Annotated in this window: 12 protein-coding genes; 8 read left to right on the forward strand and 4 right to left on the reverse strand. The window is 68.2% G+C overall.

The features are described from left to right. Positions 1-19: 19 nt before the first annotated feature. The 4 genes from ACZ63D_RS10420 to ACZ63D_RS10435 are packed head-to-tail and all read left to right on the forward strand — an operon-like array spanning position 20 to position 3,391. Positions 20-1,108, forward strand: coding sequence for an ABC transporter ATP-binding protein (locus ACZ63D_RS10420; protein WP_465354002.1), 1,089 nt, complete (start codon positions 20-22; stop codon positions 1,106-1,108). After that, on the forward strand, positions 1,108-1,800 hold the full coding sequence (locus tag ACZ63D_RS10425) for an ABC transporter permease (protein ID WP_465354003.1): 693 nt from the start codon (positions 1,108-1,110) through the stop codon (positions 1,798-1,800). The genes ACZ63D_RS10420 and ACZ63D_RS10425 overlap by 1 nt, the downstream gene beginning before the upstream one ends. Beyond that, positions 1,797-2,501: an ABC transporter permease gene (locus ACZ63D_RS10430; RefSeq protein ID WP_465354004.1), complete on the forward strand. Its 705-nt coding sequence runs from the start codon at positions 1,797-1,799 to the stop codon at positions 2,499-2,501. Before ACZ63D_RS10425 ends, ACZ63D_RS10430 begins: the two co-directional genes overlap by 4 nt. Continuing rightward, entirely contained in the window at positions 2,498-3,391 is an 894-nt protein-coding gene (locus tag ACZ63D_RS10435) for an ABC transporter substrate-binding protein (protein ID WP_465354005.1), read from the forward strand. Before ACZ63D_RS10430 ends, ACZ63D_RS10435 begins: the two co-directional genes overlap by 4 nt. A gap of 19 nt (positions 3,392-3,410) precedes the next feature. On the opposite strand, the gene ACZ63D_RS10440 is transcribed toward ACZ63D_RS10435, so the two are convergent. The 3 genes from ACZ63D_RS10440 to ACZ63D_RS10450 all read right to left on the reverse strand — a co-directional run bounded on the left by ACZ63D_RS10440 (position 3,411) and on the right by ACZ63D_RS10450 (position 6,503). Next, the gene (locus ACZ63D_RS10440) at positions 3,411-3,938 is read right to left on the reverse strand and encodes a GNAT family N-acetyltransferase (protein WP_465354006.1); all 528 of its coding nucleotides are present in this window, start codon (positions 3,936-3,938) and stop codon (positions 3,411-3,413) included. 67 nt (positions 3,939-4,005) lie between these two features. Beyond that, positions 4,006-5,205 carry an MFS transporter gene (locus ACZ63D_RS10445; protein ID WP_465354007.1) on the reverse strand — a complete coding sequence of 400 codons (1,200 nt, stop codon included), beginning with the start codon at positions 5,203-5,205 and terminating at the stop codon, positions 4,006-4,008. A 59-nt stretch (positions 5,206-5,264) separates the two neighbouring features. Beyond that, the gene (locus ACZ63D_RS10450) at positions 5,265-6,503 is read right to left on the reverse strand and encodes an FAD-dependent oxidoreductase (protein ID WP_465354008.1); all 1,239 of its coding nucleotides are present in this window, start codon (positions 6,501-6,503) and stop codon (positions 5,265-5,267) included. A gap of 149 nt (positions 6,504-6,652) precedes the next feature. Here ACZ63D_RS10450 and ACZ63D_RS10455 point away from each other — a divergent pair, with 149 nt between their 5' ends. Continuing rightward, entirely contained in the window at positions 6,653-7,102 is a 450-nt protein-coding gene (locus ACZ63D_RS10455; RefSeq protein WP_465354009.1) for a nitroreductase family deazaflavin-dependent oxidoreductase, read from the forward strand. A gap of 58 nt (positions 7,103-7,160) precedes the next feature. Here the strand turns inward: ACZ63D_RS10455 and ACZ63D_RS10460 are convergent, their stop codons facing one another. Continuing rightward, on the reverse strand, positions 7,161-10,856 hold the full coding sequence (locus ACZ63D_RS10460; protein ID WP_465354010.1) for a multifunctional oxoglutarate decarboxylase/oxoglutarate dehydrogenase thiamine pyrophosphate-binding subunit/dihydrolipoyllysine-residue succinyltransferase subunit: 3,696 nt from the start codon (positions 10,854-10,856) through the stop codon (positions 7,161-7,163). 580 nt (positions 10,857-11,436) lie between these two features. Between ACZ63D_RS10460 and ACZ63D_RS10465 the strand changes: the two genes are divergently transcribed. The 3 genes from ACZ63D_RS10465 to ACZ63D_RS10475 all read left to right on the forward strand — a co-directional run bounded on the left by ACZ63D_RS10465 (position 11,437) and on the right by ACZ63D_RS10475 (position 12,663). Further along, positions 11,437-11,709 carry a hypothetical protein gene (locus ACZ63D_RS10465; RefSeq protein ID WP_465354011.1) on the forward strand — a complete coding sequence of 91 codons (273 nt, stop codon included), beginning with the start codon at positions 11,437-11,439 and terminating at the stop codon, positions 11,707-11,709. Positions 11,710-11,948: 239 nt separating this feature from the next. Next, entirely contained in the window at positions 11,949-12,290 is a 342-nt protein-coding gene (locus ACZ63D_RS10470; protein ID WP_465354012.1) for a PadR family transcriptional regulator, read from the forward strand. Next, the gene (locus tag ACZ63D_RS10475; RefSeq protein ID WP_465354013.1) at positions 12,280-12,663 is read left to right on the forward strand and encodes a DUF1048 domain-containing protein; all 384 of its coding nucleotides are present in this window, start codon (positions 12,280-12,282) and stop codon (positions 12,661-12,663) included. Before ACZ63D_RS10470 ends, ACZ63D_RS10475 begins: the two co-directional genes overlap by 11 nt. The last annotated feature ends 18 nt before the right edge of the window (positions 12,664-12,681 follow it).

A 12,681-nucleotide genomic window follows, 5' to 3' on the forward strand; every position in this document is an offset into this window, starting at 1 on the left:
CGCACGTGGGGAGAAGTCTGTGACCATCGAATTCCGAGACGTCGTCAAACGCTATCCGGACGGCACGGTCGCGGTCGACGGCCTCTCGCTCACCGTGGAAGACGGCACGATCACGGTGTTCGTCGGACCGTCCGGCTGCGGCAAGACCACCTCGCTGCGGATGATCAACCGGATGGTCGAGCCCACCTCGGGCGCGGTGCTGCTGGACGGCAAGGACGTCAGCGACGGCGACCCGGCGGTGCTGCGCCGCGGCATCGGGTACGTGATCCAGCACGCGGGGCTCTTTCCACACCGGACAGTGCTCGACAACGTCGCCACCGTGCCGTTGCTGTCCGGATGGGACAAACGCAAAGCGCGCGCCCGCGCGGCCGAGTTGCTCGAGACGGTTGGCCTGCCCGCGGAACTCGGGAAGCGGTATCCGGCGCAGCTGTCCGGCGGGCAGCAGCAGCGCGTCGGCGTGGCCCGTGCGCTCGCCGCGGATTCACCGGTGCTGCTGATGGACGAGCCGTTCTCCGCGGTCGACCCGGTGGTCCGGGAAGGACTGCAGGACGAGCTGCTGCGGCTGCAATCCCAGCTGGGCAAGACAATCGTGTTCGTCACGCACGACATCGACGAGGCGGTGCGGCTCGGGGACAAGGTCGCGGTGATGCGCGTCGGCGGGAAGCTCGCGCAGTACGGCACTCCGGCCGAGGTGCTGCGGCATCCGGTGGACGACTTCGTCGCGTCCTTCGTCGGCCGCGACCGGGGGTATCGCGGGCTTTCGTTCCTTCCGGCGAGCGGCGTCGAGGTGTCTCCGGCCAACACGATCGACCTCGGCAGCACGGTTTCCGGCCCGTCGGAGGGCTGGCTGCTCGCGGTGAACGAAGAAAAACAGCCGCGGGGCTGGCTCCCGCCAGGCTCCACTGTGGACGGACCGTTGGCCGAAACCGACCTCGTGGCAGGTGGCTCGCTGTACGTGCAGGGCACGCCGATCCGCGGGGCGCTCGACGCGGCGCTGTCGTCGCCGGCCAGCCTCGGCGTCGTGGTGGACGACGAGAACCGCGTGCTCGGGACGGTGGTCGCGCACCAGGTCCTGGATGTAATCGAGGCCTCACCGCAGGCGTCCTGATGGGCGACTTCTTCGGCGAACTCGGCCGGTATCTGTCGAGCTCCAACAACCGCGGCGAAATCCTCGCCAATCTTCTCGACAACATCTACCTCGCGCTGGTGCCGCTGGTCGCGGGCATCGTGCTGGCGATCCTGCTCGGCTGGCTGGGGCATCGCTGGCGACCCGCGCGCAGCGTGCTGCTGGTAGTGGGGAATCTGCTGTACACGATTCCGTCGCTCGCGCTTTTCGTGGTGATTCCCGGCATTATCGGCACGAAGATTCTCGACAGCGTCAACGTGATCGTCGCGCTGACCATCTATACCACCGCGCTGCTGGTGCGTCCGGTGCTCGACGCGCTGGAAGCCGTGCCCCCGCACATCGTCGCGGCCGCCACGGCGATCGGGTATCGCTCGCCGCGCCGGTTTTTCAGCGTGGAACTGCCGCTCGCGGTGCCGGTGCTCGCGGCCGGGGTGCGGGTGGCGTCGGTGAGCAATATCAGCCTGGTGAGCGTCGGTGCGCTGATCGGGACCGGGGCGCTGGGCGTGCTGTTCACCGACGGATTTCAGCGCGAATACTTCTCGCCGATCGTGGTCGGGATCGTGCTGACGATGCTGCTCGCGCTGATCGTCGATCTGCTGCTGGTGCTGCTGCGCAATCTGCTGACGCCCTGGGAGAGAGCGGGCCGTGCGCCGGCCGCGGAGGTGGCGGGATGATCGGCGACGTCTTCACCTGGTTCACCACCGGCGCGAACTGGCAGGGCCCGGGCGGCATCCTCGCCCGGCTCGCCGAACACGTCGGCTACATCGTGCTGGCACTGGTCATCGCGCTGGTGATCGCGCTCCCGATCGGACTGTTCGTCGGCCATACCGGCCGCGGCGGCGTGGTGCTGGTCGGGGCGGGCAACGCGATCCGCGCGCTGCCGACGCTCGGGCTCGTCACGTTCCTGTTCCTGCTCTTCACCGAAAGCACCACGGCGACGATCATCGGTCTCGTGGTGCTGGCGATCCCGCCGGTGCTGGCCGGCACCTACGCCGGTCTGCAGGCGGCCGAGCACGATGTCGTCGACGCCGCGCAAGGCATCGGGATGACCGGCTGGCAACGGCTGTGGCAAGTCGAGGTGCCGATCGCGCTTCCGCTGGTACTGGGCGGAATCCGCAACGCCGTCTTGCAGTTGATCGCGACCGCCGCGGTGGCCGCCTACGTCGGCCTCGGCGGCCTCGGCCGGTTCCTGCTCGACGGACTGGCCATTTTGGACTACACCGAGGTCGTCGCGGGCGCGATTCTCACCGCGCTGCTGGCGATCGTGGTCGACCTGCTGCTCGCCGCGGCGCAGCGGGCGTTGGTGCCCAAGGGGGTCCGGCTGGCCGCGCAGGCGGCGTCCGGCCGGGCAGTGGCTGCGGGAGGAGCGGCGTGAAACGGTGGGGGATTCTGGTGGCCGGGCTGGCGCTGCTGGCGTCGGCGTGCGGCAACCCGCTGTCCGGCGGCGGTGAGGGCGGCAGTACCGGGGACATCATCATCGGCGCTTCCGATGTCGGGGAAAGCTCTTTGCTGGCGCAGATTTACGCCGGAGCGCTGCGGAACGTCGGCGCGCACAACGTGACGGTGCGGCCGCCGGTCGGCAGTCGCGAGGTCGTGGTGAAAGCGTTGCAGGACAAGTCTTTGTCGGTGGTTCCGGATTACTCCGGAAACTTGCTGCGATACTTCGACAAGAATACCGCGGCGACCACTTCGGAAGACGTTTACGCTCAGCTCAAGCAGAAGATTCCGGCTGGGTTCACGGTGCTCGACCAGTCGCCCGCACAGGACAAGGACCTGCTCGTGGTGGGCAAGGAACTCGCGGCGACCGGGGTGAAGACCTTCTCCGACCTCGGGCCGCGCTGCAAGGACCTGGTGCTGGGCGGACCGGGGCAGTGGAGCAGCCGGTGGAAGGACCGGATCAAGCAGCTGTACGGCTGCGAGTTCAAGGAAATCCGCACCACGGACACCGGCGGCCCGGTGACGGTGGCGGCGTTGAAATCGGGCGACGTGCAGGTGGCGGATCTGTTCAGCACGTCGGCGACGATCGCGTCGAACGGCTTCGTCCCGCTGGAGGACGACAAGCACATGTTCCCCGCGCAGAACATCGTGCCGTTGGTGGCCAAGGGCACGTTGAACGACGCTGAGACGGCCGCGTTGAACCGGGTTTCGGCGGCGTTGACTACTGAACAGCTGACTGAGCTGAACGTGCAGTACACGGATGAGAAGCGGAACGCGAAGGATATCGCTGGGGAGTTCCTGCGGCGAAACGGATTGACGGCCTCGTGATGACGCTTCTCCGGACGGCTCAGAGCCGGTCGAAAGCCGCCGCATAACGGAACGCACCGCGGTTTTCCGGACGGTACGCGGCCAGCGGGAGGGCCTGGAAGTGCGGAGCCCATTCCGGTACCGGCGGAGTGATGTCGAGCTTCTCGGCCAGCACGAAGCCGAAGCGGGAGTAATAGCCCGGGTCGCCGAGCAGCACGATCAGGCCGTAGCCGAGTGCGTTGGCGGCGCCGATCGTCGCGTGCACCAAAGCTGAGCCCGCGCCACTGCGTTGCCGGTCGGGGAGGACGCCTAGCGGGCCGAAGCCGATCGCCGAGTCCGGGTCGTCGCCGAGGCGGCCTGGGCTGGAGCAGGCATGGCCGATCACTTCGCCGTCTTGGAGTGCGACGAGCGAGAGCGCGGGGAGCAGATCTCCGTCGGCGGTCAGTTCGGTGACTAGCTTCGCTTCCGGCATTTCGCCGGTGACGTCCGGGTTGTGGACGCGGAAAGCGGCGGTGTGCACGGCGTGGATCGAGGGTGCGTCGTCGGCGGTGGCCTGGCGGATCTGCATGCGCCCAGTTTCCCTGAGCAGCGAGCTGGGCGGAAATTAATTTGTCGTTCTGCTCAAAGAGCGCTGCTCAGGCCGTCGCGGTTTGCGGAGCGACCCGTGCCGGACGGTCATCGCGCATGAAGAGAAGAATCGCCGCCCCCACCAGCGGTCCGGCGGCCAGGGTGAGGAAAGCCTCGTAGAACGAGCCGGTCGCGTGGAAGACCGGGCCCACGACGGCGGGCACGATTACGCTGCCCAGTTGCCAAAAAGCGTTCACCGCACCGGCAGCGGAACCGGAGAGGGCCGCGCCGGTCAGTGCCGGGATCATGGCGGCGGTCAGCGGGCTGTAGGCATAGGCGCCGATGCCGAGAATCGGGGCTACCACGAGGAACGCGCCGTAGCTGCTCAGCGAACCGAAAACCAGCAGGGCGGCGGCGAAGAGGACCAGGACGGCGATGATGGGGATTCGCCTGCCCAATCCGGCTTTGTCGGTGAGCCAGCCGACTAGCGGTTTGACGACCACGGCGGTGCCGGAGAAGATGACCAGGACGACGCCAGCCCGTACCGGATCGATGTGCTCGCCGCGGATCATCAGGGTGTTGGACCAGGTGACGAAACCGTAGGTGCCCCACAGACCGCCGAAACCCGCGATGCCGAGCAAAAGCAGGTCGCGGTTGCGCAAAAGCGGGCGTGGATTGGGCAGGGTGCGGACAGGGTCAGCCGAGCGAGCGCCGTTGCGGACGAAGGCCAGGCACAGCAGGCCGAGCGCGACGGTAACCCCGCCGAAAAGGTGGTACGACACTGGCCATCCGCTGTTTTTCACGAGCGTGGGCACGACGGCGTTGGCCACGACGGTGCCCAGCGACGTCGCGGTCATGAAGACGCCGCTCGCGAGTCCGTGTTCTTCGGGCCGGAACCAGGTGGTGATCAGCTTCAACCCGGCGGAGAAATCGACTCCGGCGAAGAGGCCGAGCAAGGCCTGCAGGACCAGGCCCCAGGCGATGGAGGTGGTTGAGCCGAACCCCACCATCAGCGCGCCCGCGACCACGGAGCTGACGCCCAGGATCGCGCGGCTGCCCAGCCAGTCGGAGAGGAAGCCGCCCGCGGTGTTCGAAACCACGTAGCCGATGTAGTAGCAGGTGGCGAAAATCCCGAGCGCGGCCAGCGGGACGCCGAGGGAATCGCTGACCGCCGAGGACGCCGGGCCCCAGGTCGACCGGTCCACCGAGGTCATCGTGAACACTGCCCAGCAGAGCAGCAGGACGACCCAGCGATAGCGGCGCGGCATGGGGGCTCCTTCGGCCTGGAGAACGATCAGGGAAGGTTCCCGTTACCGGCGCTCGCGGGTCAAGCCAGGGCGTCCTGGCGGCGCAACTCGGCCCGGATCGCGTGGACGTCGTGGGCTCGGCCGCCGACGTACTGCGCGGCGGCGACTCCCGCGGCGTGACCAGTCGCGAAGGCGGTGCCCATCACGCGGACGGAAGCGTACGCGTCATCGTCGGAGCTGGTCAGACGGCCGGCTGCCCAGAGGTTCGCGGTGTCGGCCGAGCAGATCGCGCCGTAGGGGAGGTCGTACCAGCCTCGGCCGGCGATCGGTTCGTAGCAGGTGACGCCGGGTCCCGCGTGGTCTTCGATCGGCCAGCCGCACCGGCCGATGGACGTGCCGGGGCGTTTGCGGGCGGTCAGGACGTCGTGGCCGGTGAGCTGTTCGCGGCCCACGAGGTGCCGTCCTTCGCGGATGCCCAGCTGGGGGCCGGTTTCTTCGAGGCGTGCCGACGACCAGCCGGCCAGGTGTTTGCGCAGGGCGTCCAGGTATTGCCACGCCTGGCGTCGCGCGCTGGCTTCGTCCCGGCTTAACGCGGCGGGGTCCAAGACGTCGGTTTGTTCGTCTACCAGGAGCGCGATGACGTTGCGGGTCAACGGAAGGTGGACGGCGATGCCGTAGTCGCGAGGCAGCTGGACGCCGGTTTCCCGTTGGTACGCGGCGATGGCGGCACGCAGGCCGTCGCGCGACAGGTCGGCGTCTTCGGGAACACCGGAGAACCGGCAGACGAGTGTGCTGGTTTGCCGGTCGCTCAGCGGGGCGACGCGGACGGCGGCTCCAGCGGCGGCCAGGAGCGCGCCGTCGCCGCTGGCGTCGATGAACGCTCCGGCGGTGACCCGTTCCAGACCGCCGCGATGGTGCAGTTCGACCTCGGTGACGACGCCGTAGGTTCGCTTAGCGCCGATGAGCCTGGTGTGCAGGAGGACGTCTACCCCGGCGTCCGCGGTGAGTTCGTCGTAGACCAGTTTCGTGGTTTCGAGGTCGAGCAGGACGATCTTGTTGCCGGTCCAGCCCATCGTCTTCTCTTCGCAGGCGCCGCGCCGCCGCAGCCGCCGCAGCACTTCCTCGCCGACGCCCGCGACGACCTGTTCGCCGGTCTGGTCGAAGAACCCGCAGAACGTCAGCACGGAACTGATCGTCGCCGCACCGCCAAGGTACGGGTACTGCTCGACCAGCAGCACCCGCGCCCCGGCCCGCGCCGCCCCGGACGCGGAGGCGATACCCCCAGCACCGCCTCCGACTACGACGACGTCGTAGTGCACTCAAGCCCTCCTCGGGTGTTTGCCGACCAGTGAACTGGCTTCGGCGCGGGCGCCGCCACTGCCGTTCCGGCACCCCGGGCATACCTGGAAGGTATAGCTATGAATTCCAGAAAGTATGAAACTCATACTAGTTGGCGTACGCTGGTGGCATGGACACCAAGGCAGCCGGATACCGGCGCAAGGTCAACACGATCAACCGGGTCATCACCGCCCTGCAGCGCGCGGGGCTCGCGTTCGGCCCCATGGAACTGCTTACCGTCCCCGGACGGCGCAGCGGCGAACCGCGGACGTTTCCGTTGGCGGTATTGCGGGTTCAGGGCGAGGAATACCTGATCCAGGCGTTCCCGAAGGCGGCGTGGGTGGCGAATGTGCGCGCGGCCAAGGAGGGGACGCTGTCGCGGGGGCGGCGGTCGAGGCGGGTGCGGTTCGTGGAGGTGCCGGTGGCGGAGCGGGGACCGGTGCTGCGCGAGGTGGTGGCGGACGGGCCGCCGAGCGTGGGGAAGCGCTACGTGACGACCGGGCTGGCGGAGTCGCCGACGCCGGACGGGGTCGCGGCGGCTGCCGGGCGGATCGCGGTGTTTCGGGTGGAAAGCGTGTGAAAACGGCGAAGGCCGCCGCGGGAACGAGTCCCGCGGCGGCCTTCGGTGGAGACGAGGATCAGTCGAACGCCTTGGCGATCAGCGCCTTCTGCTCGACCTCGTGCACCTTGGACGAACCGGCCGACGGGGCGGCCATCGGGCGCCGCGCCACCACGTCGAGCCCGGCGAAAACCTCCGGGAACTTCCGGGGCAGGTTGAGGCCGAAGAACGGCCACGCGCCCTGGTTTTCCGGTTCCTCCTGGACCCAGGTGATGTTCTGCGCGTTCGAGTAGCGCTCCACCGCGGCCAGCAGCTTCTTCTTCGGCAGCGGGTAGTACTGCTCGATCCGCACGATCGCGACGTCGTCCGCGCCGCGCTTCTCGCGCTCGGCCACCAGCTCCCAGTAGAGCTTGCCCGAGGTGAGCAGCACCTTGCGCACCTTCGCCGGGTCCTGCGTCGCGTCGTCGATCACCGACATGAACCGGCTCTGGCCGGTGAAGTCCTCGACCGACGAGGTCGCCGCCTTGTTGCGCAGCATCGACTTCGGGGTGAAGACGATCAGCGGACGCTGGATGCCGTCGAGGGCGTGCCGGCGCAGCAGGTGGAAGTAGTTCGCCGGGGTGGAGGGCACCGCGACGGTCATCGACGCTTCCGCGCACAGCGAGAGGAACCGCTCGATCCGGCCGGACGTGTGGTCCGGGCCCTGGCCCTCGTGGCCGTGCGGCAGCAGCAGCACGACGTCCGAGCGCTGGCCCCACTTGGCCTCGCCGGAGGAGATGTACTCGTCGATCACGGTCTGCGCGCCGTTGACGAAGTCGCCGAACTGCGCTTCCCACATCACCAGCGCGTCGGAGTTCGCCACCGAGTAGCCGTACTCGAAGCCGACGGCCGCGTACTCCGACAGCGCCGAGTCGTAGATCATCACGCGGCCCTGGCCCTCGGCCAGGTGCTGCAGCGGCGAGTACTCCTGGCCGTTCTTGCGGTCGATGAACACCGAGTGCCGCTGGGTGAAGGTGCCGCGCCGGGAGTCCTGGCCGGACAGCCGCACGAGACGGCCTTCCAGCGCCAGCGACCCGAACGCGAGCAGTTCGCCGAAGGCCCAGTCGATGCCGCCCTCGCGGGACATCTTGTGGCGGCGCTCCATGACCGGCTTGACCCGCGGGTGCGGGGTGAAGCCTTCGGGCAGGTTGACGAACGCGTCGCCGATCTTCTCGACGACCTCGCGCGACACGGCGGTCGCGACCTTCGCCGGGATCTGCTGCTCGCCCTCGACCGACGGGCTCGCCTTCGCCGGGTGCCGCTCCAGTTCGCGGACCTCGTTGAAGACGTGCTCGAGCTGGCTGGAGAAGTCGCGCAGCGCGGCCTCGGCCTCCTCGACGGAGATGTCGCCCCGGCCGATCAGCGATTCGGTGTAGGTCTTCCGGACCGAACGCTTGGAATCGATGATGTCGTACATCGCCGGCTGCGTCATCGACGGGTCGTCGCCCTCGTTGTGCCCGCGACGGCGGTAGCAGACCAGGTCGATCACGACGTCCTTGTGGAACGCCTGCCGGTAGTCGACCGCCAGCTTCGCGACCCAGTGCGCGGCTTCGGGGTCGTCGCCGTTCACGTGGAAGACCGGCGCGCCGATCATCTTCGCGACGTCGGTGGCGTACTGGCTGGAGCGCGAGTGCTCCGGCGCGGTGGTGAAGCCGACCTGGTTGTTGACGATGACGTGCACGGTGCCGCCGGTGCGGTAGCCGCGCAGCAGCGCCAGGTTCAGGGTTTCGGCCACGACGCCCTGGCCCGCGAAGGCCGCGTCGCCGTGCATCAGGACCGGCAGCACGGTGTAGCCCTCGCCGCCCTTGTCGAGGATGTCCTGCTTGGCGCGGACGATGCCCTCGAGCACCGGGTCGACGGTCTCCAGGTGCGACGGGTTGGACGCCAGCGACACCCGGGTCTCTCCGTCGCCGAACATCCGGAAGTACTTGCCCTCGGCTCCGAGGTGGTACTTCACGTCGCCGGAGCCGTGCGCCTGGCCCGGGTCGAGGTTGCCCTCGAACTCCTGGAAGATCTGGCTGATCGGCTTGCCGACGATGTTCGCCAGCACGTTCAGCCTGCCGCGGTGCGGCATGCCGATGACGACCTCGTCGAGTTCGTGCTCGGCGGCCTTGTCCAGGATGGTGTCCAGCAGTGGGATCGCGGTCTCGCCGCCCTCCAGGGAGAACCGCTTCTGCCCGACGTACTTGGTCTGGAGGAAGGTCTCGAACGCCTCGGCGGCGTTGAGCTTCGACAGGATGTACTTCTGCGCGGACGGCTCCGGCTTGCTGTGCCGGACCTCGACGCGCTCCTGGATCCAGCCCCGCTCCTCGGGGTCGAGGATGTGCGTGTACTCCACGCCGACCGTGCGGCAGTACGAGTCGCGCAGCACGCCGAGGATGTCGCGCAGCTTCATCCGCTCGCGGCTGGAGAAGTCGCCGACCGCGAACTCGCGGTCCAGGTCCCACAGGGTCAGGCCGTGGCTGAGCACGTCCAGGTCGTGGTGGCTGCGCTGGCGGTAGTTCAGCGGGTCGGTGTCGGCCATCAGGTGGCCGCGCATCCGGAACGCCTCGATCAGCTCCATGACGCGCGCGGTCTTGTCGACCGGGCCGTCCGGGATGTCGGCGACCCAGCGGATCGGCTCGTACGGCAGCCGCAGGCTGGTGAAGACGTCGTCGTAGAAGCCGTCCTCGCCGAGCAGCAGCTCGTGGATGCGCTTGAGGAACTCGCCGGATTCCGCGCCCTGGATGATGCGGTGGTCATAGGTCGAGGTCAGCGTCATGATCTTGCTGACCGCGAGGTCGACCAGAGTCTTCTCGCTGGTGCCCTCGAACGACGCCGGGTACTGCATCGCGCCGACGCCGATGATCGCGCCCTGGCCCGCCTGCAGCCGCGGCACCGAGTGGTTCGTGCCGATGCCGCCCGGGTTGGTGAGCGAGATGGTGGTGCCCGCGAAGTCGTCCGCGGTGAGCTTGTTCGTGCGGGCCTTCTTGACGATCTCCTCGTAGGCCTGCCAGAACTGCATGAACGTCATGTTCTCGGTGGCCTTGATGGAGGCCACGACGAGAGTGCGGGAGTCGTCCTTGCCCTTCATGTCGATGGCGAGGCCGAAGTTCACGTGTTCCGGCGTGACCGCGAACGGCTTCCCGTCGATCAGCTGGTAGTGCCGGTTCATGTTCGGGAAGTCCTTCAGCGCCCGCACCATGGCGTAGCCGATGAGGTGCGTGAAGGAGATCTTGCCGCCGCGGGTGCGCTTGAGGTGGTTGTTGATGACGATGCGGTTGTCCGCCATCAGCTTCGCCGGGACCGCGCGGACGCTGGTCGCGGTCGGCACGGCGAGCGAGGCGTCCATGTTCTTGGCGATCGCCGCCGCGGCGCCGCGGAGCTGCTTGGATTCCGGCGCGGTCTTGGCGGCCGGAGCGGACGGCGCGGGCTTCTCGGCCGATGCGGTCTTCGCCGCCGGGGCCTTCGCCGCCGCAGCCTTGGCCGCCGGGGCCGCCGGGGACTTCGCGGCTGGCGCGGTCGGCGCGGTCGGCGCGGTCGGCGCGGACTTGGCGGCGGGGGCCGGTGCGGAGGTGGTGACCTCTCCGTTCCCTCCCGCTTGCGTGCCGTTGCCGCCCGGAGTGGGCTTGTAGTCGGCGAAGAAATCGTGCCAGGCGGCGTCTACCGACTGGGGGTCCGCGAGAAACCGCTCGTACATTTCCTCGACGAGCCACTCATTGGCACCGAACTGCGATGCGGGACTGCTGCTGGCCACGGCTGGCTCTCGCCTCTATCCATTCTCGATCCGATATCACAAGCATCTGCTGACCGCCAGGCTAGTCCCCTGCCGGTGGCCTGAAACACGCCACCTGGACGCTCGTGAGACAGGTCATTGTCTGGATCGGTTGAGAGGCCCAGCCTGACAGACAGCACGGCCCACCGTACGCGTCGCAAGGGCCGAATGCCCTCACCTCGGCCGGTTTGCGGTGATCCCGGACACACTCCCTGGTGGGCGCCGCCGTCTCGCTCGGCCGAGGGCGGCGGGCGGTGCTGGTCCGGACCACGTGGGCTGGCTTTCGCGGAGGCCCGGGGTGCGGTGACGGTCGGCCCTTCGCCGGGCCGCGGACTCGGGGGGCGCCTGGGTGGAACTGGCTGCGGGGTCGCGGTCCGCCGCCTCCGGCTCACGGTTCCGCGGCGGCGGTTCGCTCGATCGGGCCGTTCGGCATCGTCCGCGCCTGTTCCGGCCGAGTTGGGCTCGGTGTAGCGGGTCGTTCACTGAGCGGTGTTGTGCTGTCGAAAGGCTGCGGCCTCGCTCGGGCGCAGCGGTTTCCGAGGCGCGAGGCGGTGGTGACGCGATGTGGCTGGTCGAATGTCCGTCGTTCTGGGACCAGGGACTGATTCGCCCGCTCGTCACCGAGCACGGCAAGGTCGTGCTGATGTGCGATTCCTGCACCGCGGTGTGGCGGTCCCCGGCCGGGATCGAGGAGTTCGAGCACGTCGAGCCGGAAGCACCGGAGTGGTCCATCGGCCCGGACACGCACGTCCGCCCCGGGACGACTCGCTGGGCCGAGCTGGCCGATGTCGCCTCGGCTGGCTGGGGCGACCTCCGCTGGCGCGAACTGCCCTGAATCCCGGCGCGAGTTCCTGAGTACCCCTAGCGCGACGCTGGGCTGAATCACTGCTGCCCGAACCTGTTGCGGGACAACGGCATTAGTCCGCGCCTCGGTTCTTTGCTGGTCATTGCTGGCGCGCCGGACCCATCCCGGCGGGCCTCGTCGAGCGCTCAGCAAAAGCCTCTGCGCACCACCGGTAGTCAGTGATACTATCTACCGGTACTCAGCAACACTGACTAGTTGAAGGACGTTCGATGGGCAAGCAGGCGACGGAGATGCTCAAGGGGACCTTGGAGGGCATCGTCCTCGCGATTCTTGCCGGACGGCCTGCTTACGGATACGAGATCACCGCCTGGTTGCGCGAGCGGGGGTTCACGGATCTCGCCGAGGGCACCGTCTACGCGTTGCTCGTGCGGATCGAGCAGCGCGGGCTCGTCGACGTCGAAAAAGTGCCGTCCGAGAAAGGGCCGCCGCGGAAGGTTTACACGCTGAACGCGCCGGGGCGAGCGAGCCTCGACGAGTTCTGGCGGAACTGGCGGTTCCTCTCCGACCGGCTCGAACAGCTGCGCAAGGAGGGAATCGATCATGGGGAATGACGGGAAAAGCAAGTATCTGCATTATCTGGAAGTGGTCACCGGGCCGCTGGAGGACAAGAAGCGGTACCGCCGGTACAAGGCGCGCGTCGAGGAGCTGCCGCCGGACTACCGGGCGGCGATCAAGGCGTTGCACCGGTACGTGCAGTACTTCGGGCCGGGGACGGCGGACGGGCATCTGCGGATGCTGGACGATCTCATCGACCTGTTCGAGCAGAGCGTGGCGAACGAGACGACAGTGCGCGAAATCGTCGGCGACGATCCGGTCGAGTTCGCGGAGGAGTTTCTCCGGAGTTATCCCGAGGGGAACTGGATTTCCCGGGAACGGACGCGGCTGACCGAATCGATCGACCGCGCGGTGGGAGGTGCGCTGTGACGGCGCCGGCGATTCGAG

This window comes from Amycolatopsis sp. NPDC104775, assembly GCF_055583325.1.

What these genes read in the sequence shown, in the direction of transcription:
- ACZ63D_RS10425 (WP_465354003.1), top strand. Translation starts at nt 1,108, where the DNA reads ATGGGCGACTTCTTCGGCGAACTCGGCCGGTATCTGTCGAGCTCCAAC.
- ACZ63D_RS10430 (WP_465354004.1), top strand. Translation starts at nt 1,797, where the DNA reads ATGATCGGCGACGTCTTCACCTGGTTCACCACCGGCGCGAACTGGCAG.
- ACZ63D_RS10440 (WP_465354006.1), bottom strand. Translation starts at nt 3,938, where the DNA reads ATGCAGATCCGCCAGGCCACCGCCGACGACGCACCCTCGATCCACGCC.
- ACZ63D_RS10445 (WP_465354007.1), bottom strand. Translation starts at nt 5,205, where the DNA reads ATGCCGCGCCGCTATCGCTGGGTCGTCCTGCTGCTCTGCTGGGCAGTG.
- ACZ63D_RS10455 (WP_465354009.1), top strand. Translation starts at nt 6,653, where the DNA reads ATGGACACCAAGGCAGCCGGATACCGGCGCAAGGTCAACACGATCAAC.
- ACZ63D_RS10465 (WP_465354011.1), top strand. Translation starts at nt 11,437, where the DNA reads ATGTGGCTGGTCGAATGTCCGTCGTTCTGGGACCAGGGACTGATTCGC.
- ACZ63D_RS10470 (WP_465354012.1), top strand. Translation starts at nt 11,949, where the DNA reads ATGGGCAAGCAGGCGACGGAGATGCTCAAGGGGACCTTGGAGGGCATC.
- ACZ63D_RS10475 (WP_465354013.1), top strand. Translation starts at nt 12,280, where the DNA reads ATGGGGAATGACGGGAAAAGCAAGTATCTGCATTATCTGGAAGTGGTC.